This is a genomic window from Modicisalibacter sp. MOD 31.J, assembly GCF_020147985.1.
Classification (GTDB): Bacteria; Pseudomonadota; Gammaproteobacteria; order Pseudomonadales; family Halomonadaceae; genus Modicisalibacter; species Modicisalibacter coralii.
The window spans coordinates 770,442-791,002 of sequence record NZ_JAGXFF010000002.1; the positions used below are offsets into that span (position 1 = coordinate 770,442).

A 20,561-nucleotide genomic window follows, 5' to 3' on the forward strand; every position below is an offset into this window, starting at 1 on the left:
TCTCTTGAAGTCGACTATCGAATTGTCTGCCGCCTGTCCCTGCGGCAGCCAGCGAACGTTCGCCGGCTGCTGCGCGCCGGTCCTGCAGGATCTTCGCCGGGCGCACACGCCCGAGGCCCTGATGCGGGCCCGTTACTCGGCCTTCGTCATCCAGGACACGGACTTCCTGCAGGCCAGTTGGGACCCGGCGACACGGCCGCCAATGGCCGACCTGGAAGCCTCCGGCCCGCGCTGGTGCCGGCTGACGGTCATCGACAGCGAGGACGCCGGCGACGGCACGGGATGCGTTCGCTTCACGGCGGTCGGTCGCGAGTCCGGCGGCTTCTTCGTGCTCACGGAAAGCAGCCGGTTTCGCTTCGACAGCCAGGCCGATCACTGGCGCTACGTCGATGGCGATGCCGACTGGCGCCGCCTCGACGTGGGGCGCAATGCCCCCTGCCCCTGTGCCAGCGGGCTCAAGGCGAAGCGCTGCTGCGCCCGAGACTGAAACTGTAGATGAGGTCGACGGCCTGGGCGGCCCCGGTCACGGCCTCGACATACAGATTCTGCATCAGCTTGTAACGCAGCGTCAGTTCGGCGATCGGCGAAAAGATGCCCACGCCGTAGCTGACCTGCAGGTCATCGAACAGCTGGCCGCTGACCACCACCTGGCTGTCCTCGCCACTGCCCGCGGTGTCGAGGCTCAGATCCTGGACACCGAAGGCCTGTCCGAGCTGGCCGATTGCCCCGCCGGTGCGTGACAGTGACAGGCCGATCAATGCCGAGGTCATGGCCCCGTCGGAACCGGTGTCGTCGGGCGCCCGCCCGCGCAGCAGGTAGGACAGCGCGCGACTCTCGGCCATCGCCGGCTCGGAGAACACCTCGAGCCGGGGCTGGGAGGCCGGCCCGGTGACCCGCAGGCCGGCGATCACGTCGTCCTCGGTGGCATCCGGATTGCGGATCGCCTCGAACTGCAGCCGCGGCTGGGAAGCCGGGCCGCTGAACAGCACCTGCCCCTGGCGGATCAGCAGATCCTGACCGAAGGCCTCGTAGCGCCCCCCGACCAGATTGACGTCCCCGAACAGCTGAACCGGACCATTGCCCTGGCGCACCTGCAGGCTGCCCTGCAACGCGGCCTGCAGGCCGTAGGCCTCGAGCTGCACATCGGGGCCGATATGCAGGTCGATCTGTACGTCGAGCTGCATGCCCGCCTCGGAGAGCGTCTGGGCGGTGGCCTCGTCCGCCCCCTGCGAGGCCTGTTCGGCCGCCTGGCGCGCCTTGCGGTCGGCGTCGGCCTGATCCTCGCGGGTGATGATCACTTCGTCGCTGCTCGGCGAGACCGCCGACGGCGGGATCTGGCCGACCTCGAGCCGTGCCCAGGGCACATCGACATCGCCGCGTACCTGCAGCCGCTGCGGCGTCGCCTGGATGGCGAGATCCGGTGCGACGTGCAGTCGGCCGAATTCCGGCATCGCCACCAGCAATGGATCCTGGGTGGCGTCGAGCGAGATATCGGCCTGCCATTGCGGAAGCTCGTCCCAGCGCGCCTGACCGGATAGCAGCAGGCGCCCTTCCTCGCCGGCCACGTAGCCGTCCAGGTCGGCCCGGTGGCCGGACAGCGCCATCGCGACCCGGCCATCGGCGACGCTCAGCGGCAGGTCACGGCCACTGGCTTTCAGCCCATCGAGCACCAGCCTGCCATTCAGCTCGGGGTTGGTCAGTGCCCCGGCCAGGGTCAGATCGCCGTCGAGCGTCCCCTCGAGACTCTGCAGGCCGGTTGCCAACGACCGATAGGGGGCGAGGCGCAGGGCCTCGAGGCGCAGGCGACCTTCGAGCCCGGCCTCCCCCGTGGGCTCGACGACGCGGGCGTTCAGGGTCACGTCGCCGGCGTCGGCCAGCGAGACACTGGCCTTGACGTCGGCTGCCGCCGGCGAGGCGTCGAGGCTCAGTCCGAGCCGGGTCTCGGGCAGCGACCAGGGCTTGCCATAGGCATCCTGGCCCTGCAGGCCCAGACGGCCGTCGAGGTCGCCCCGAGCCCGCCAGCGTTGCCCGCCCGCCGACCAGTCGAGGTTCACGGTGCCGCCGGCCTGTCCCTCGGCACGCCAGCCCTCGGGCAACAGCGGATCGACCAGATCCAGCGGCAGCGCCTCGAGGGACAGGGCGGCCTGGCCCTGCTCGGCGGACGCCGCCAGTTGACGGGTGGCGCAGAGTCGCCCGCCCTGACGGCGGCTCAGGCAGAACGGCTGAAGGGTGAAGCGGCTCGCCGTTAGATCGATGGCAAAGGCCGTGGGATCCCCGAGACGCAGGTCGCCCCGGTCGCTGTCGAGCGACAGCCCGGTCAAGCGGCCGCGATACCGCGTGCGTGCGGCATCGAGCCCGCCCTCGACGGCCAGGGCGGCCCGCGTCAGTGGCGTGTCGTCGGCGGCATCGACATCCAGTGTCAGGCGGTGATCGGAGAGCTTGCCGACCAGATCCAGCGCGACCCGCGTCAGACGGCGGTCGGTGGCCTCGAGGTCGGCCGCGTCCAGCGTCACGTCCAGCGTCGGATCGTCGATCCCCTGCACATCGGCGTCGAGCGACACTCGCGCGACACGCTGGTCCGCATAACGCAGATCGCGGCCCTCGAGGGTGGCGCGTACCTGGGGGGCGTCGAGCGTTCCGGCCAGTGAAAAGTTGCCCTTCGCGCTGCCGCCGAGCGCCGGCAACAGGCTATCCAGGGCCGGGGCATCGAGCCGGCCCTGCATGTCGAGCCTGTCGGCGATGTGACCCTGAGCGGTCAGCCGGTTGCGCCCCTGGCGCAGATCCAGGGTGTCGATCTGCCAGTGCATGTCGCTGCCGCCGTTCAGCTTGGCCTCGAGCGACAAGGCGCGATCCTGCAACGTCCCGTCGATGGTCAATTGCGGGACATCCAACTGCCAGCCCGCGTCGCGCATGGCGAAATGGGCCCGGACATCGCCATCCAGCGTCCCGCTGACCGCCTGGGTGACGGCATCCAGCGAGAAGCGCTGAAGGTTCACGCTGGCCGTGACATCCAGCGACGGCGACCAGCGGGCCTCGCCGTGGCTGATCAGCGCCCCGTCGGCCGAGGCCAGCGACAGCGGCTGCCAGACGAAATGCTCGAGATCGCCGTTGCCGGTCAGACCGACCCGAACCGTCTGCGGAATCGCGCTCCCCGAGACCTGCCCCTGCAAGGCCACCCGGTAGTCTTGCAAATTGCCGTGCGCCTTGAGCTGCAGGTCCCGAACCCGATAGCGGGGCTCGCCGGCGGTGTCGGGGGGCGACGCCGGGGCGGTATCCACGGCGTCCTTCTCGCCGACCTGCGGCGGTTCGGCCATGCCGGGCAACGGCCAGACGAGCGACGTCGACTGCAGCGCGACGTCGAAGGGAATCCGCGCGGCGAGAACGTCGGCGGTGGCCTCGAGACGCGCCGTGACGGGCCCCTCGGCCGCCAGATCGACGCCCAGGTCCGCCAGCGAACCGGAGACGTCGAGAGTGACTCGCTGCCCGGCAAGCGGGGCCCGATGCACGACACCCTCCAGGTGCGCGCTCAGCGGGTAGTCGTCCTGCAGAGTGACCCGCGCCGCCAGGCGGGCATCGGCCTCGGGCGAGGTCACCGCCAGGCTGTGCAGACGCACATCGTGCCCTTCGCCATCGAGGCGCAGCGCCAGGCGCTCGATGCGACGCGGGTCGGGCCCGTCGAGACGAAAGTCGTCGATGACCAGGCTGGGCACATGCACCGCCAGGGGCAAGCGGATATCGGGTAGCTCCAGGCCCGGCGCAGGCTCGCTGGACGTTTCCCCCGGCTCGCTCGCGGCAGGCCCATCGGGGGCCTCGGTGGTGGCGACGCCCGCCCCGGCAGCCGGTTCGTGCAGGGCCACGCTGGCATCGATCGCCGCGCTCGAAAGCCCGACGTCACCTGCCCCGGACGATGGCGCGAGCGTCTGCCCGGCACTGCCGGGCAGCGCGAGGCGGGCGCCATCGAGCCGCGTGGGCAGCAGCGTCAGATCACCGCCGGACAGGCGCGCGCCGGTGGTAAAGCGTTGCCAGTTCAGTCGTGTCCCGTCGGCGAGCTGCACGTCGACGTCGCGCAACGACACGCCGCGCAGCTCGATGGGAAACGGCACCACGATCGGCGGCAGACCGCCGGAGGATGCCGGCTTTTCGGGAGGTGGCTCGCCGTCGCCGGCCACCAGACGCACGTCGGCGCCTTCCACCTGCAGGGCATCGAGGCACAGCTTGCCGTCGAACAGGCAGTCGTCGGCCCAGGCCAGATGCAGGCGATCGATACGCACGTGCGCCGACCCCGCCGTCAGGACCAGTCCGGTCACGGTGAACTCGTCGAGCGGCGCCCCCGAGACGCTGTCGACCGACAGCCAGCCGCGCTGTTCGCCCTGCCCGACCAGCCAGGCCGTCCCCCAGGGCGACAGCGCCAGGCCCAGCAACAGCAGCACCAGGCCGATCAGCCAGAGGGGAAACCACAGCAGGAGACGCAGTGACGGAATCAGAATTCGGGCCCTATGGCGAAGTGCAGACGCCACGAGTCCTCCTCGTTGTCGAAGGGATGAGCGATGTCGAGCCGGATCGGCCCCACCGGCGAGACCCAGCGCACCCCGAGCCCCGCCCCGGTGGCCAGTTCCTGCGGCCACCAGTCGTTGAAGGCGTTGCCGGTATCGACGAAGGCCGCGCCCCACCAGTCACCGGTCAGCCGGCGCTGCGCCTCGAGACTGGCCACCAGCAGCTGTTGCCCGCCGAGCAGCTCGCCATCGTCGTTTTCCGGGGCCAGGCTCTCGTAGCCGTAGCCACGCACACTGCGATCCCCCCCGGCGAAGAAGCGCAGCGACGGCGGAATCTTGTCGAAGTCGCCGGTGCTCATGGCGCCGACGCTGGTGCGACCGATGAAACGCCAGTCGCTGCCCAGCGAGCGGATCCACTGGGAATCCAGCGTACCGCGCACGAAGCGGGCGTCCGACCCCCAGGCGGTGTCAGACACGGCCAGCGACAGACGCTGGCTGTCCCCCCAGGTGGGGAAGCGCGGGTTGCGCGTGCGCGTCCGGCTCCAGGTGACCCCGGGATAGTAGAGCAGGACCCGTTCGTCCTCGTCGGCCTGCTTGAAGTCCTCGTAGGTCGAGCGCGCGAAGATCCGCTGCGTCCAGCCGTTGTCGAAGGTCCAGAGCCGGGCGATTTCCACCGAGGCCTCGAGACTCTGGGTATCCTCGTTGTCGAGATTCTTCAGGCCGTACTGCAGCTCGTAGCTGTCCTTGAGCGGATTCTCGAGCGGCAGGGTGTAGGTGCCGCTGAAGGTCTGCTCGGGGCCCGAGAGATACAAGGAATGATCGAGGCTGTCGCCGTCGTCGTTGAGCCAGGGCTGCTTCCAGGAAAACTGCAGCCGCGGCCCGACATCGGTGGCATAGCCCACGCCGACCTCGAACTGATGGCGGTCGGCGGGGATCAGGCTGATGTGGACCGGCACCCGTGGCGGGCCCGGCGTAGCCAGGTCGCGGGCCGCCGTCACGGCGCCGGGCTGCAGGAGCACGTCGGCGTCGTCCGCCGGCGTGCCGGACGCGGACTCGCGCACCGTGGCCTCCCACCAGTTGCGCTGGGCCTGGGCCACCGGCGCCGGCCGTTCGATCCGCGGTCGCACCCCGATACTGCGAAACCAGTTGGTCTGACCGAGACGCTGGTTGTACTCGGCGAGCTTGCCCGCCGCGTAGGGGTCGCCCGCCGCGAACGGCGACATGTTGCGCAGGCGCTCGAGCGCGATCTGGCTGCCCTCGAAGCGGATGTCGCCGAAACGGTAACGCGGACCGCTGGCCATCGTCAGGTAGATGCGCGCGCTCTGCTCCCAGGGCCGCACCTCGATGCGATGCCGGGTGAAGTCGGCGTCGAAGTAGCCACGCTCGAGCGCCAGGGTCGACAAGCGGTTGCGCAGGTTCTCGTAGGGGGCATGCAGGAGCGGCTCGCCCTCTTTCAGGGGCAGGTCTTTCAGGGCCTGGCGGAACGCCTTGTCATCGCTGCCCTCGCCGGTGACCTCGATGTCGAGTTCGCGAATGATCACCCGTTGTCCCGGGTCGACCGCGACCCGGGCGCCGTCGATCGTGGCGTCACCGCCGCGCAGTGTCACCGACACCGTCGGGCTGTAGTAACCGTAGGCCTTGAGTGCCTTGCGTGTGCGCTGCTCGATTTCGGCGACCAGGCGCTGGCGCCCGTAGTCCGCGGCAGTCAGGGCGTCGAGATAGTGGCGAACGTTGTCCGCCGGCGGACCGGAGACACCCGTGACATCGGCATCGAGCGCCAGGGCCGGGGCGCTGAACAGCAAACCGGCGGCAAGGCACGCAGGCGTGAACCGGGGGTGGCGCATCGTTCAGCGTCCCGGGCCGAGGCGCACGGCGACTGACGGCGCCGCGAAATGACCGCATCCCGCGGACGTCTGGCGGTGGCGGGTGACCGATGCTGGCATGCGCTCCTCGATTCCTTGAGTGGCTGGCGTGTCGTTATCCCGGGCGAGGCCGTCAGCGGTTGCCGAGGCTCTCGAGCGTGGCGTTGATCGCCACTTGATTCTGGCGCAATTCGGTGATGGCCGCGCGCAGTTCGCTGACGCTCGAATCGAGTGTCTGCCACTGTGCCTGACGCGAGTCGGCACCGTCACTCAGCGCCGCCACCCGGCCGGCCAGATCGCCGAGTCGCGAATCGAGGTCATCGAGCGTCTTGCCCATGGCCTCGACCCGCGTCGTCAGCGTCTGCGAGGCGTCCTCGAACGACGCGATACGCTCACGCAGCTCGTCCCGCGAGGCTTCCAGCGTATCGAGTCGGGTCGCCAGCGCCTCACGCCCTTCATCGCTCTTCTGCTCGAGGGCATTCATCGAGCGCTGGGTGGCCGACAGCGTGGCGGTGAGACTGTCGCGTTGCTGGCGGGCAGCGTCGAGCCGCTGCTCGAGAGCGGCGAGCGCCGAACTGTCCGCCGCTTGCTGATCTAGACTCTCGACGCTGCCCGCAAGTTCACTGATTCTGTGATCGAGCGCTTGTTGTTCATCGCTCAGCTGACCGATGCGCTCCTCGAAGGTGGAGGCGGAAACGTCCCGGCCGTCGTCGAGCCCGTCGAGCCGGGCGTGCATGTTGGAGATCTGACCCGCCAGCTCGCGCTGCGTCTCGTGCCACGACTGACGATCGACCCAGTACCAGCCGGACAGCACGCACAAACCGGCGAGCAACAGCAGGCAGACCAGCCAGAGTGGCCCGGTCCGCCCCCCGCGGCTGGCCGCCCCCGCACGGTGATGTCGCGTCAATTCGTCCTCCGGCCCCGGTACGATGGGGTTCAGGCGTGGTTCGTGATCACGATCCGCCATGGGGTCTCCTCGTCGGCATGTGGTCGCAAGTGCGTGGCGAGCCCGGCATCGATCGATTCCCGGCGATGCTAACGGAATTGGCGAGCATACCCCAGACTGCTAACATACCGCGACGCCACTAACGCAGATGCTTGGTATTGTAAGGTTTTTTATCAGGTTCTGTATTCCACGGCGATTAATAAAAGGAGATAACCTTGGCATTTGAACTTCCCGCCCTGCCCTATGAGAAAAACGCGCTGGAACCGCACATCTCTGCGGAAACGCTCGAGTATCATTACGGCAAGCATCATCAGGCCTACGTCACCAAGCTCAACGACCTGACCCAGGGCACCGACGACGCGAACAAGTCTCTCGAGGAGATCATCCAGTCCGCGTCCGGGGGGCTGTTCAACCAGGCCGCCCAAGTCTGGAACCACACCTTCTACTGGCACTGCCTGTCGCCCAACGGCGGCGGCGAGCCGAGCGGCGCCCTGGCCGAGGCGATCAACGCCAAGTTCGGCTCCTTCGACGCCTTCAAGGAGACGTTCAACACCACGGCGGCCGGCAACTTCGGCGCCGGCTGGACCTGGCTGATCAAGACCGCCGACGGTGGCGTCGACATCATCAACACCGACGATGCCGACACCCCGATCGCCCATGGCCAGACCCCGTTGCTGACCATCGATGTCTGGGAGCATGCCTACTACATCGACTACCGCAACGCCCGTCCCAAGTACCTGGACGCGGTGTGGAACGTCATCAACTGGGACTTCGTCGCCCAGAACTTCGGCTGATCGCTTTCGGGCCCAGCCCGAGCGTCACCGAAACGAGAAGCGCCTCGCGATCCGCGAGGCGCTTTTGCATGACCGGGTGCCCCGTGGCTGGACCGGGCCTGAAAGACTGGTACCAGGTTGGTATTTCGGTCGTCTTCACCGGGAAGAAACACCTAGAGCGCCTCTGCCACGACCGCCTCGAAGGCTCGCGAATCCTGGTCACTGAAGAAGCATAGCGTCACGTCCAGCGAGTGGCGCGGCAATGCCTCACCCAGCGCATCGAGCACCACCCGGGCGGCCGCGTCGAACGGGTAGCCGTAGACACCGGTGGAGATCGCCGGAAAGGCGATGCTGCGGCAGTCGTGCGCGTCGGCCAGCGCCAGGGCGTTGCGATAACAGTTGGCGAGCAGGTGCGACTTGTCCTTGGTCTTGGCGTAGACCGGGCCGACGGTGTGAATCACGTAGCGTGCCGGCAGCTTGAAGCCGTCCGTCAACGCAACCTCGCCGTCCGGCAGGCCGTCGGGCCAGTCAGTCTCGCGCAGACGCTGGCAGGCCTGCTTGAGTTCGGGGCCGGCGGCGCGATGAATGGCACCGTCCACACCGCCGCCGCCCATCAGCGAATGGTTGGCGGCGTTGACGATGGCATCCACCTCCAGCCGGGTGATGTCGCCGGTGATCACGCTGACCCGACGGTCGAACCACGCCTTGTCCATATTGCCTCCACTGTTGCCTGACACTGGATTCGTTCCTGAGCGTAGCAGTGAGGCTCAGACCAGGCTCTCGAGCCACTGCTTGAGCTGCGGCCCCTGCATGGCACCGGACCGGCGGGCGATCTCGCGCCCCTCACGGAAGACGATCAAGGTGGGAATGCTGCGGATGCCGAAGCGTCCGGCCAGCGCCGTCTGCGCCTCGGTGTCGAGCTTGGCGAAGCGCAGGCGCGGCTCGAGCTCGCCGGCGATGCGCGAGAAGACCGGCGCCATCATCTTGCAGGGCCCGCACCAACTGGCCCAGAAATCCACCACCACCGGCAGCTCGCTGCGCATCACCAGCGCCTCGAAGTTGTCGGCGGTCAGGTCCAGCGGCGCCCCGGTGAACAGGGCGTTCCGGCACTTGCCGCAACGCGGCGCGTGCCCGAGCCGTTCGGCGAGCACACGGTTCATGGCCAGACAGTGCGGGCAGGCCAGCTTCAGGGAATCAGCCATCTCGGCCTCCGGAACGAACGCGTATCGCCCCTGAATATGGTGGCTGCCCCGGCGGCAATCAAGCGGCACCAGGGCATCGAACGCCGCCATGCAGAGGCTCGGAGAGTCTGATACCGTGCAGGCTCGTCAGCCATCGTCGAGCCGTCTTGATGCCCTCCCGCTCCCGGCCCCGCATCCTGCTGCACCTGCTACCCAGGCTGCGCCCCTATCGCTGGCGCGCCTGCCTCGCCGGGCTCGCCCTGCTCGTCGCCTCGTCGAGCGTACTCCTGCTCGGGCAGGGGCTGCGCACGGTGATCGATCGGGGCTTCCTCGATGCCGACGTCGCCCGGCTCAACCGCACCCTGGCGGTCATGCTTGCCGTGGTGGCCTTGCTCGCCGCGGCCTCGGCGCTGCGCTACTACCTGGTGACCTGGATCGGCGAACGGCTCGCCGCCGACCTGCGCCGCGACGTCTTCGGTCACCTGCTGACCCTGGAGCCGGCCTTCTTCGAACGGAACGGTGCCGGCGAGATCCAGTCGCGGCTCACCGCCGATACCAGTGTGCTGCAGAGCCTGTTCGGTTCGTCACTGTCGGTGGCCCTGCGCAATCTGGTGATGCTGTTCGGCGCGGTGGCGCTGATGCTGGTGACCCAGCCCTGGCTCAGCGCCTTGGTGCTGCTGGGCATCCCGCTCACCGTGCTGCCGATTCTCGCCTTCGGGCGCCGCGTGCGCCGCCTGTCGCGCCACAGCCAGGACCAGATCGCCGAACTCGGGCGCTACGCCGGAGAGGCACTGAACGGCATCCGCACCCTGCAGGCCTTCGACCACGAGACGATCGCTCGCCACGACTACAACCGCACGGTGGAGGCGGCCTTCCGGGTCGCGGTGTTCCGTACCCGCCAGCGCGCCTGGCTGACCGGGATCGCCATGCTGGTGATCTTTGCCGCGGTGGGCGTCATGCTCTGGCAAGGGGGCCATGCGGTACTCGCCGGCACGATGAGCGCCGGCGAACTCTCGGCCTTCGTCTTCTACGCGGTACTCGCCGCCGGCGCCGTCGCCGCGCTGGCCGAAGTCGCCGGCGACGTGCAGCGAGCGGCCGGGGCCGCCGAACGGCTATTCGAACTGCTCGACGCCCGCCCGAGCATTCAGGCGCCGCCGGAGCCCCGCCACCTGCCCTCGCCGGTGCGCGGCGAGATCCGGATCAGCGCTCTGCGCTTCGCCTACCCCGGGCGCCAGGCAACACCGGCGCTGGATGGGCTCGACCTGCACATCCGCCCCGGCGAGCGGATCGCCCTGGTAGGGCCGTCCGGCGCCGGCAAGAGCACCCTGCTGCAACTGCTGCTGCGCTTCTACGACCCCGACGCCGGGCGGCTGACGCTGGACGGCGTCGACCTGCGCGATCTCGACCCTGGAGAGCTGCGCGGCGCCCTGGGCATGGTCGCCCAGGAGCCGGTACTGTTCACCGGCAGCGCCGCCGACAACATCCGCTACGGTCGACCGGGTGCCGACGACGAGGCGGTACGCGCCGCCGCCCGCGACGCCCATGCCCTGGCGTTTCTCGAGGCGCTGCCCGCGGGGCTTGACACCCATATCGGGCCCGGCGGCGTCCAGCTTTCGGGCGGTCAGCGCCAGCGTCTGGCGATCGCCCGCGCACTGCTGCGCGCCCCGGCGGTACTGCTGCTCGACGAGGCGACCAGCGCGCTGGACGCGGAAAGCGAACGGCTGGTCCAGGCCGCGCTGGACCGGTTGATGCGCGGCCGCACCAGCCTGGTCGTCGCCCATCGCCTGGCGACGGTGATCGCCGCCGACCGTCTGCTGGTCTTCGACCGCGGTCGCCTGATCGGCTCGGGGACCCACGACGAACTGCTCGCGAGCACCCCTCTCTATCGGCATCTGGCGAGCCTGCAGTTCGCCCTGGATGTGTCGTGAGAGCGCGCGACGCGCTCACGACGAACGTTCGATCGTGACAGCGGTTCCATGGTAAATAGTTCCCCCGGACATATGCCCGCCCTGGAGGACACGACATGCCCCCGCTTCGCCTGGGATTCATCGGTATCGGCCTGATGGGCGCACCGATGACCCGCCGCCTGCTCGACGCCGGCTTTCCGGTCACCGTGTGGAACCGCAGCCCGGAGAAGACCGGCGACGTCGCGGCCGCCGGCGCCCGGGTCGCCGGCTCGATCGGCGAGCTCGTCGCCGATGTGGATGTGATCATGTTGTGCCTGGCGAATACCCGGGCGGTCGAGTCGGCGGTCTTCGGCGACGACGGCGTCGCGGCACACGCCCGTGGCGATCAGTGGCTGATCGATTTCTCCAGCAGCGACCCGCAGGCCACTCGCACCTTCGCCCGGCGACTCAGCGAGTCCTGCGCCACCCCCTGGGTCGATGCGCCGGTCTCGGGCGGCGTGGCCGGCGCCGAGAGCGGCAGCCTGGCCATCATGTGCGGTGGCGAGGCCGAGCACATGACCGCCCTTCAGGCAGTCTTTGCGCCCCTGGCGGCCCGCGTCACGCACATGGGCCCGGTGGGTAGCGGGCAGGTCGCCAAGCTCTGCAACCAGATGATCGTCGGCTGCAATGCGCTGGTGATCGCCGAGATGATCGCCCTGGCCGAAGCCAGCGGCGTGGACGCCGGGCGCCTGCCCGAGGCCCTGGCCGGCGGCTTTGCCGACTCCAAGCCGCTGCAGTTGCTTGCCCCGCGCATGGCCGCCGACGATTTCGACGCACCGCCCTGGCATCTGCGCACCCTGCTCAAGGATCTGGACATGGCCCTCGCCCAGAGCCAGCGGGTGACCAGCGCGGCCCCCATGACCGGCCTCGCCGGGCAACTGATGCGCCAGCACGCCGCGCAGGGCCATGCCGAGGACGACCCGGCGACGCTGGTACTGCGCTACCGACCGAACGAAAATCGTTGACGCCGGTCCCAGCATGGCATTCGGCGCGATCGGACGTTTTGGGCACATAGCCTTCAAGGATCCTCGGCAACGGCCGATAGGTCGATATGTCATTAACGTTTTCCCAGCGAACGACGTTTTCCAAGCCAATCTGGCAGCGTTGTCGTCGGTTCGGGCCGGACTTGCCCGAGCCATTTGGCGATCGACCAAGGCCGACCATGTCATGCGGGGAGCGGCGGACCGGGATGGACCGCCACCCCACCCGGACAAGTGAGCTGATGCCCTTTCCAAGCCCTAGCATGCTGTTTCGTGTCCTCCCCGCGTTGTGCACGCTCTTCCTGCTGGCCGCCTCGGCGCTCTGGCTGCTGGCCCGCGCCGACGATATGCCGTGGATTTCCGACGTGGTCACCGGCCATCGGCTGGCGTTCCTGACGCTGCTGCTGGCCGGCTTCGTCACGGCGATCTGGCTGGTGGTCCGCCAGCTGTTCACCCGACCGATTCATGAACTCGTGGACTATGTCAGGAGCCAGCACGAGGGGGTCCCCGAAGCCGCGCCCTCCCATCTGCTGAGCCGACACGACGATATCGCCTACCTGACCCGCGAGATCGAGCATCTGCTCGAGACCCTGCGCTCCAAGAACGAGCAACTGCTCGCCGAGACCCTCAACGACCCGCTCACCGGACTCGGCAACCGGCGACTGCTGGAGCAGCGTCTCGAGATCGCCCTGCCCCTCAGCCGACGTCGCATGACGCCGCTGTCGGCGCTGATGATCGATGTCGATCACTTCAAGCAGTACAACGACCATTACGGGCACCCGGCCGGCGACGAATGCCTCAAGGAGATCGCCAACGTCCTGCGCGATATCTTTCGCCGCGAGACCGACATCGTGGTGCGTCTGGGCGGCGAGGAGTTCCTGGTGGTACTGCTCGACAACGAACTCGATGATGCCACCCGGCTGGCCGAAGCGATGCGCAGCATGCTTCAGGCGGTGGGCATTCCTCACGAGCACTCGCCGACCGCCGAGGTGGTCACCGTCAGCATCGGCGTCGCCACCGCCCCGCCGGGCACTCCGATCGATCTGGACAGTCTGCTGGCCTGTGCCGATTCCGCGCTCTACCGCTGCAAGGCGACGGGCCGCAACTGCACGGTCAGTCACACCGTGGGGGTATCGCCGGTGCCCGTTGAGGCGTTACGCCAATCCTCGTGATCCCGTCTCGGGCTTACAAAACGCTACCCGCCGCGCCTGACTTGGCGTTGGGTCATGCCAGAATACTGTATATAATTACAGTAATCACAAGGATATCGATACCGCTATAGCGCTATATTTCCGATAAATAGCCCCATAGGGCTATTACCCAATAGCCCTTATTGGCTATTTTTTCGGAAATGCACCAATATAGCTATTGGTGGCAGCCACGGAGTCTTGTCATGCCCATCCTCGGCGTCCTGACCGGCGATGTCGTCGGCTCGCAGCAGATTCCCGACAAGGAACGGCTGCGCGATGTGCTGGAAAGCGCCCTCGCGCTCGTCGAATCGCGCTTCCAGGCGCGCAGCGATCGCTATCGGGGGGACGGCTTCCAGGTTGCGCTGCCCACTCCCGCGCAGGCAATGACGGCCGCCGTGCTGATCCGCAGTGCCCTGATCCAGGAATCGGCATCGCGGCAGACGACCTGGGATGCGCGCATCGCCGTCGCCGCCGGCGAGGGCACGCTGCCCGCCGAAGGCGCCCTGACCGATGCCCAAGGCCCGGCGTTCGTGCTCTCCGGGCATTGCCTGGATGCCCTCGCCGATACCGACCGGCGCCTGGCCGTGGCGTTGCCCGACGCCTTCGCGGACCCGGCGCTCACGCTACTCACCCGCTTCGCCGACGACATCATCGGCGGCTGGTCGCGCTACTCGGCCGAAGTGGCCTACCATAGCCTGCTTCACGAGGAGTCCCAGCAGTCACTGGCGCGCCGCCTGGGGCGCGCCCAACCCACCATCAACCGCCGGCTGGCGGCGGCACGCTGGCCCTTAATCCGCGACTACATCGCCTTCATCGATCAGTGCCTGAGCGAGGTCGAGCCATGAACGTGGCCGCCCTGTCGTCGCTGTTGCTGCTGCTGATGGCCCATCTGGCCGGGGATTTCCTGTTCCAGGGCCGCGCCTGGGTACACAGCAAGCAGACGCATCACCATCGCTCCCGCGCCGTCTATCTGCATGCCGGCGTGCATACCGGCCTGGCCCTCGCCGCCTTGTGGCTCGGCGGCTGGACGAGCGCAGCGGCCCTGATCGCGGCCGTGGTGATCGGCGCCACCCATCTGGCGATCGACATCCTGAAGAGCTACAGCCCGGCGCGGGTGCGCTACTTCCTGCTCGATCAGGCGCTGCATATCGCCGTGCTGACGGGCGTCTGGCTGTGGCTGAAGGCCGAGCCGGGCTGGCTGGCAACGCTGGCCCACTGGCTGCTGGCCCCCAGAACACTGCTGGTGGGGCTGAGCTATCTGGTGATCCTGCAACCGCTGTCGATCCTCATCGCCCAGGTGATGCGCCGCTGGAGCGATCAGGTCGACAACCGCGGCATGCTGGCCGACGCCGGCGCGCGCATCGGCATGCTCGAGCGCTTCCTGGTACTGACCTTCGTGCTCGCCGACCAGATGATGCCGATCGGCTTCCTGCTGGCCGCCAAGTCGGTGCTGCGCTTCGGCGAGTTGCGCGAGGACCGCGACCGCCGACTCACCGAATACGTGCTGCTGGGCACCATGCTCAGCTTCGCGCTGACCCTCAGCCTGGGCCTCCTGGTGCGCCACGCCCTGACCATGCTGTGAGCTTTCTCATCACGGGTAGTGCACCAGGTTGTGAAAGCGCGCCACGAGTTCGCCGTCGTTGCGGTAGCCGTGCGGCCGATCGGCCTGCAGCCGGGCCACGTCGCCCGCGGCGAGATGCCGCCACCGTCCCGCTTCCGCCACCGCCATGACGCCGTCGACGACGATCACGTGCTCGACGACACCGCTGCCGTGGGCGCTCGACTCACTGCACGCCCCCGGCGCGAGTTCGACGGCGAACATCTCCAGGCCCAGTTGTGCGTCGAAGGGCACCAGCACGCTCACCTGCATGCCGACGCTGTCTCGCAGCGGCGGCGAAGCCGAGGTGGCGGGCGGCGATTCGCCGACCAGGAAGGCGGAAAGCGACACCCCGAAACCGCCCGCGATCTTCCACAGCGTCGCCACGGTCGGGCTCGACTCGCCCCGTTCGATCTGGCCCAGCATCGCCTTGCTGACGCCCGTGGCCTGTGCGCAGCGGGTCAGGCTCCAGCCACGGCCCTGGCGCAGGGCCTTCAATGTCGCCGCAATGTGGGGGGTCGGGTCGGACACGTCACACTCCTCGTCGCTGCCCAGGGCACGGGCGTTCGGGGTCGACCGCCATTGTACGCGATGACGCACGGTGCTATGGTCGCCTCGATGTGCGTTATAACGCACGATCCTCGCAACCCGGAGCCTCCCATGCCCGCGTCGTCCCTTCTGCGCGATCTCTCCCCGTCGGCGCTCGTCGCCGGTTTCGTGGCGGTACTGGTGGGCTACACCAGTTCGGCGGTGATCATCTTCCAGGCCGCGGAGGCCGCCGGCGCCGGCCCGGCGCAGATCGGCGCCTGGCTGAGCATGCTGGGGCTGGGCATGGGGATCACCTCGCTGGGCCTGTCGCTGTACTACCGCGAGCCGGTCCTCACCGCCTGGTCGACGCCCGGCGCGGCCCTGCTCGCCACCAGCCTGCCCGGCTACAGCCTGCCCGAGGCGATCGGCGTCTTTCTGTTCTCGGCGGCGCTGGTGCTGCTCTGCGGAGTCACCGGGCTGTTCGCACGCCTCATGCAACGCATCCCGCCGTCGATCGCCGCGGCCATGCTGGCCGGCGTGCTGCTGCGTTTCGGTATCGACGCTTTCGCTGCCCTGCGCGTGGACTTCCCGCTCGTCGGGGCGATGTGCGCCGCCTATCTGATCGGCAAGCGCTGGCTGCCGCGCTACACCATTCTGCTGGTGCTGGCGACCGGCCTGGCGGTGGCCTGGGCCGGCGGCGACATCGAGACCCAGCGCACGGCACTGCGCTTCGCCGCGCCGGCGTTCATCATGCCCGCCTTCTCGCCGTCGGCACTGATCGGTGTGGGGATCCCGCTGTTCGTGGTCAGCATGGCCTCGCAGAATGCCCCGGGGGCGGCGACCCTGCGCGCGGCGGGCTATACCGCGCCGGTATCGCCACTGATGATCTGGACCGGTCTCGCCACCCTGGCGCTGGCGCCCTTCGGCGGGTTCTCGGTATGCCTGGCGGCGATCACCGCGGCGATCTGCATGGGCCCGGAAGCACACCCCGACCCGGCACGGCGCTACACGGCCGCCGCCGCCGCGGGGGGCTTCTATCTGCTGGCCGGGGCGTTCGGCGGCTCGATCGGCACGCTGTTCGACGCCCTGCCCCAGCCGCTGATCGCCGCCGTCGCCGGTCTCGCCCTGCTGTCGACGATCGCCAACAGTCTGCACCAGGCGCTCGACGACGCGAGCGAGCGCGAAGCGGCGGTCGTGACCTTCCTGGTCACCGCCTCCGGCGTCACGCTGCTGGGCGTGGGCGCGGCATTCTGGGGGCTGCTGGGCGGCCTGGCGGTACTCGCCCTGCGGCGGCGGCCCCGAGCGGCAGGTCGAGAGGCGGCAAGCAGCGATGCGGAATCCACCGAAGATGGCGCCACTCAGCGCGGCTAGACGATCGCCTGAAGCGCTTGCCGTCGATCTGCGACCGCTCAGGCCGAGCGACGCGAGGCGGCATCGTCGGGAATCACGTCGACCGCCACGTCGAGCGTGTGTTCGCCGCCGCCGCTCATCACGCCGTTGAGCGGCGGCACATCGGCGTAATCGCGCCCCCAGCCGATGACGATGTGCTGTTCGCCGGGCAGGCTGCCGTTGGTCGGATCGAGCTCCAGCCAGCCCCACCCCGGCAGGAACACAGCCAGCCAGGCGTGCGACGCGTCGGCGCCCACCAGCTTGGCCTGCCCGGGCGGTGGCAGGGTCTCCAGGTAGCCACTGACATAGCGCGCCGCCAGGCCCTGCGACCGCAGGCAGCCGATCGCCAGATGGGCGAAGTCCTGGCAGACCCCGCGGCGCTCGTCGAGCACGTCCATGAGCGGTGTCGCCAGCGTGGTGAAGCCGGGATCGTAGGTGAAATCCTCGTGGATCCGGCGATTGAGATCGATCACCGCGTCGAGCAGCGAGCGACCGGCCGGGAAACTCGGCGCGGCGTAGGCCGCCAGGCGGGGGTGGCGGCGGATGAACGGCGAATCGAGACGGAACTGCCGGGCCTGCAGGCAGCGCCGCTCGGCGGCCTGGGCCAGAATGGCGCGACAGTCCCGCCAGTCGCCGGCCATCGCGCCCGGCAACGGCGGACGCGGCAGGGTCTCGAGCCGAGTGCGCACGGTGACCTCCAGGCTCGAATGGATATCCTGGATCGCGAAGTACATCACCCGGTTGCCGAAGAAGTCGCTGCGTTCGCTGCGCACCGCCGGACGCGGCGTGATGCTCACCTGCGAGGCCTCGCAGCGCTGCCAGGGCAGCTCGCGCGGCAGCATGCGCGCCTCGTTGTGGCACAGCGTCACCGGTGCGCTGTAGGTGTAGCGGGTGGTGTGACGCAACTGGTAGATCACGGCTGCACCTGCATCTTGATCAGCTGGCGCGGCGCCTCGACGTGGCTGAAGTGGCTGTGAGCGACGGCATCGGAGAGTTTCCCCAGCGGCTCGAGCAGCGCCTCGAACAGCGCCGCCAGCGCCTCGCGGGCCGCCGCCGAATCATGAACGTGGGAAAGCACCTCGATATCGGCGAGCTGCAGCGTGCTCGTGGCCTGGAGAATCAGCCGCTGCTCCTGACGCCGATACGGGGTGCTCGAGTCGACGGTCTGTGGCAGGCGTTCGATCTGCCGACACAGCCGCTTGAGCATGTAGCCTACCGAACGCGGATTGCCCTCATCGAACAGCAGCAGGTCGAGAATCGCGGTGGGATGCAGTTCGCTGCGGTAGCGCCGCCGGTAAGCGGTGACGTTGTCGGTGGTGGCGAGCACCACCTCCCACAGCGCTACGCCCGGCTCGCGGGCTTCGATCAGCGCCAGCTGCAACAACTCCAGGCTGTGCAGTACGCGCTCGATGAAGCGCCCGATGTCCATGAAACGCCAGCCGAAATGATGCGGCATGGTCTCGTTGCACAGACCGTAGAAGGCCGACAGCTGAGTGACGATCTCCTCGCAGGCCCGTCGTCCGGCACTCGCCGAGGGCACCTGCGGCAAGGCGTTGATATGACGACGCAGGTGGTTGAGCACCCGCCAGGCATCGTCGCCCAGGTGATCGCGCACCGCCCGGCAGTTGCGCAGTACCTGCTGAAAACAGGCCGGCAGTCCTCCCGGCTGGGCGTCTTCGAAGAGCGTCAGCAGACGCGTGCGCAGATCGCCGAAGCGTCGCTCGGCGGCCGCCGCTTCGGGCCACTTCAGGGACAAGGCCTCGAACAGGTCGGCGAGGATGATGTCGGCGTATTCCTGCTGATCCTGTTCGAGCAGACGCAGCAGCGCCTCGCGCAACAGCCGCGAGCGCACGTCGAGCCGCTCGCCGTAGCGCCCCAGCCAGAACAGGCTGTCGGCGACCCGGCTCGGCAGATCGACACCGTCGCGGGTCACCACGATCGGCCCCGAGGCCTGGCGCAGCAGGCTGACATGCGGCTGCGGCTTCTCGGCCAGCACCCAGACGTCCTTGACCACCTCGCTGGCCAGCGACGGTGTGCCCGGGTCGCCGACCCAGGCGAGTCCGCCCGGCATGGCGCGGTAATCCCAGTCGCCGTCGCGCTCGCCCGGCTCGCGAGTGACGAAGGTACGCAGGTTGAACGGGGCGGGCTGCAGGCGACGCGCGGCATCGTCATAGACCGGCGCGGTGGCCGGCGCGATCGGCCGCTGGGCGACATAGCGGTTGGGCCGGGCGATCACCGCCTTGCGCAAGGCCTGCGCCTCGTCCCGGCTCAGGTCCGCCACCTCGACCAGCCGGGCGCCCGGTTCGATGCCGCGAATCACCAGGGTGTCGAACTCGGCGAGCACCGCCTCCAGCGAGGCCGGATCGCCGCACCACCAGCTCTCCGGCGCCGCCAGCGCGAGCGGCTCGCCGAGCAGGCGCTGACAGAGCGCGGGCAGGTACGGCGCGAGCCCGGGGTGTTCGAGCACGCTCACCCCCAGCGGGTTGGACAGCGCCACGCAGCCGCTGCGCGACGCCTGGACCAGGCCGGGCACGCCGATCAGCGAATCGCCACGCAGCTCCAGCGGATCGCACCAGGCATCCTCGAGCCGGCGCAGGATCACGTCCACCGGCTTGAGCCCGCCCAGGGTACGCATCCACACGCGCTCGTCGCGCACCACCAGGTCGAGGCTCTCGACCAGCGAGAGATTCATGTAGTTGGCCAGATACGCGTGCTCGAAGTAGCTGTCGCTGTCCGGTCCCGGGGTCAGCAGCACCACGTTGGGCTGGTCGCGATGCAGGGTCGACAGCGACGCCAGGCCGCGATGCTCGGCCTCGAGAAAGCCCGCCAGGCGGCGCAGCGGCGCCTCGCGGTAGAGCGTGGGCATGGCGCGGGCGAGGATGATGCGGTTTTCCAGGGCATAGCCGGCCCCCGACGGCGCCTGCACCCGGTCCGCGATCACCCGCCACTGCCCGGCGGCATCGAGCACCAGGTCGATGCCGTGAAAGATCAACCCGGTGGGCGGCGTCCGCCCCGCCGCGTCAGCATCGCCATCAGGAGGTCGATCACAGGCCAGCAGGAAACCGGGGTGTTCGAAGATCAGCTCGGGGGGCAGCAGGCCCTCCTCGATCAGCCGGCGCGGCCCGTAGAGATCGGCAAACAGCGCATCGAACAACCGGCTGCGCTGGGTCAGGCCGACCTCGAGCGCGCGCCAGCTGGCGGGATCGATCGCCAGCGGCAGCGGATCGACCCGCCAGGTACGCAGGCGACCGCGAGCGTCGTCGTGGACGTTGAAGGTCACGCCGTTCTCGTAGAGCAGCCGCTGGACCTCGTCGGAGCGCTCGGCGAGACCGGTCTCGCCGAGCGCGGCCAGCGCCTCGAGCAGCCCGCGCCAGTGGGGGCGCAGACGGCCTTCGCCGTCGAGCAGGGCATCGAAGCCGGCGCCCGGCGCGTAATCGCGGAGCAAGGTCTCGAGCGCCTGCGCCGTTTCGGGCGGCAGCGGCGCATCGAGGGTGAGGGCATCGCGCAGCAGCGCGGCATCCGGCAGACCGGGAACATCGTGACCCAGCATCGAAAGAGCCCTGAGGTGATGAAAGCCGACGTCATGATACCGCGTTAGCGGTCCGCCAAAGCATCGATCTGGGCGCTTGCACGACGGTATATGTGACACCTCGAAGGCCCCTGCCCCGCCTCTTCG

At 68.8% G+C, this 20,561-nt stretch carries 16 protein-coding genes; 8 read left to right on the top strand and 8 right to left on the bottom strand.

The features are described 5' to 3' along the window. Positions 1 to 4 precede the first annotated feature (4 nt). On the top strand, positions 5 to 487 hold the full coding sequence (locus KGR00_RS09330; RefSeq protein ID WP_224417028.1) for a YchJ family metal-binding protein: 483 nt from the start codon (positions 5 to 7) through the stop codon (positions 485 to 487). Here KGR00_RS09330 and KGR00_RS09335 read toward each other — a convergent pair. From KGR00_RS09335 to KGR00_RS09345, 3 genes are all read right to left on the bottom strand, one after another. After that, positions 456 to 4,517: a translocation/assembly module TamB domain-containing protein gene (locus KGR00_RS09335; protein ID WP_224417027.1), complete on the bottom strand. Its 4,062-nt coding sequence runs from the start codon at positions 4,515 to 4,517 to the stop codon at positions 456 to 458. The two genes, KGR00_RS09330 and KGR00_RS09335, sit on opposite strands and share 32 nt — an antisense overlap. After that, a complete protein-coding gene (locus KGR00_RS09340) occupies positions 4,481 to 6,337 on the bottom strand; it encodes an autotransporter assembly complex family protein (protein WP_224417026.1) in 1,857 nt (618 codons plus the stop codon). The genes KGR00_RS09335 and KGR00_RS09340 overlap by 37 nt, the downstream gene beginning before the upstream one ends. 151 nt (positions 6,338 to 6,488) lie before the next feature. Beyond that, on the bottom strand, positions 6,489 to 7,322 hold the full coding sequence (locus KGR00_RS09345) for a hypothetical protein (protein WP_224417025.1): 834 nt from the start codon (positions 7,320 to 7,322) through the stop codon (positions 6,489 to 6,491). Between the two features lie 194 nt (positions 7,323 to 7,516). On the opposite strand from KGR00_RS09345, the gene KGR00_RS09350 reads away from it, so the two are divergent. After that, positions 7,517 to 8,095 carry a Fe-Mn family superoxide dismutase gene (locus tag KGR00_RS09350; protein WP_224417024.1) on the top strand — a complete coding sequence of 193 codons (579 nt, stop codon included), beginning with the start codon at positions 7,517 to 7,519 and terminating at the stop codon, positions 8,093 to 8,095. A gap of 152 nt (positions 8,096 to 8,247) precedes the next feature. On the opposite strand, the gene KGR00_RS09355 is transcribed toward KGR00_RS09350, so the two are convergent. Both KGR00_RS09355 and trxC read right to left on the bottom strand, forming a co-directional pair. Then, entirely contained in the window at positions 8,248 to 8,787 is a 540-nt protein-coding gene (locus tag KGR00_RS09355) for an O-acetyl-ADP-ribose deacetylase (protein WP_224417023.1), read from the bottom strand. Positions 8,788 to 8,841: 54 nt separating this feature from the next. Then, positions 8,842 to 9,276 (bottom strand): thioredoxin TrxC, encoded by a 435-nt coding sequence (trxC, locus tag KGR00_RS09360; RefSeq protein ID WP_224417022.1) that lies wholly within the window; start codon positions 9,274 to 9,276, stop codon positions 8,842 to 8,844. Positions 9,277 to 9,425: 149 nt separating this feature from the next. Between trxC and KGR00_RS09365 the strand changes: the two genes are divergently transcribed. The 5 genes from KGR00_RS09365 (at position 9,426) to KGR00_RS09385 (ending at position 14,953) form a co-directional block, all read left to right on the top strand. Beyond that, positions 9,426 to 11,183, top strand: a complete 1,758-nt coding sequence (locus KGR00_RS09365) for an ABC transporter transmembrane domain-containing protein (protein ID WP_224417021.1) — start codon at positions 9,426 to 9,428, stop codon at positions 11,181 to 11,183. A gap of 95 nt (positions 11,184 to 11,278) precedes the next feature. After that, on the top strand, positions 11,279 to 12,166 hold the full coding sequence (locus KGR00_RS09370; protein WP_224417020.1) for an NAD(P)-dependent oxidoreductase: 888 nt from the start codon (positions 11,279 to 11,281) through the stop codon (positions 12,164 to 12,166). Between the two features lie 278 nt (positions 12,167 to 12,444). Next, positions 12,445 to 13,353, top strand: a complete 909-nt coding sequence (locus KGR00_RS09375; RefSeq protein ID WP_162500857.1) for a GGDEF domain-containing protein — start codon at positions 12,445 to 12,447, stop codon at positions 13,351 to 13,353. 221 nt (positions 13,354 to 13,574) lie between these two features. Next, positions 13,575 to 14,216 (top strand): hypothetical protein, encoded by a 642-nt coding sequence (locus tag KGR00_RS09380; RefSeq protein WP_224417019.1) that lies wholly within the window; start codon positions 13,575 to 13,577, stop codon positions 14,214 to 14,216. Then, positions 14,213 to 14,953, top strand: coding sequence for a DUF3307 domain-containing protein (locus KGR00_RS09385; protein WP_224417018.1), 741 nt, complete (start codon positions 14,213 to 14,215; stop codon positions 14,951 to 14,953). Before KGR00_RS09380 ends, KGR00_RS09385 begins: the two co-directional genes overlap by 4 nt. Before the next feature lie 9 nt (positions 14,954 to 14,962). Here KGR00_RS09385 and KGR00_RS09390 read toward each other — a convergent pair whose 3' ends face one another. Beyond that, the gene (locus KGR00_RS09390; RefSeq protein WP_224417017.1) at positions 14,963 to 15,499 is read right to left on the bottom strand and encodes a helix-turn-helix domain-containing protein; all 537 of its coding nucleotides are present in this window, start codon (positions 15,497 to 15,499) and stop codon (positions 14,963 to 14,965) included. Between the two features lie 129 nt (positions 15,500 to 15,628). Between KGR00_RS09390 and KGR00_RS09395 the strand changes: the two genes are divergently transcribed. After that, positions 15,629 to 16,867 (top strand): benzoate/H(+) symporter BenE family transporter, encoded by a 1,239-nt coding sequence (locus KGR00_RS09395; RefSeq protein ID WP_224417016.1) that lies wholly within the window; start codon positions 15,629 to 15,631, stop codon positions 16,865 to 16,867. A gap of 38 nt (positions 16,868 to 16,905) precedes the next feature. On the opposite strand, the gene KGR00_RS09400 is transcribed toward KGR00_RS09395, so the two are convergent. Next, positions 16,906 to 17,802, bottom strand: a complete 897-nt coding sequence (locus KGR00_RS09400) for a transglutaminase family protein (protein ID WP_224417015.1) — start codon at positions 17,800 to 17,802, stop codon at positions 16,906 to 16,908. Beyond that, positions 17,799 to 20,435, bottom strand: coding sequence for a circularly permuted type 2 ATP-grasp protein (locus KGR00_RS09405; protein WP_224417014.1), 2,637 nt, complete (start codon positions 20,433 to 20,435; stop codon positions 17,799 to 17,801). The genes KGR00_RS09400 and KGR00_RS09405 overlap by 4 nt, the downstream gene beginning before the upstream one ends. Positions 20,436 to 20,561: the final 126 nt, after the last annotated feature.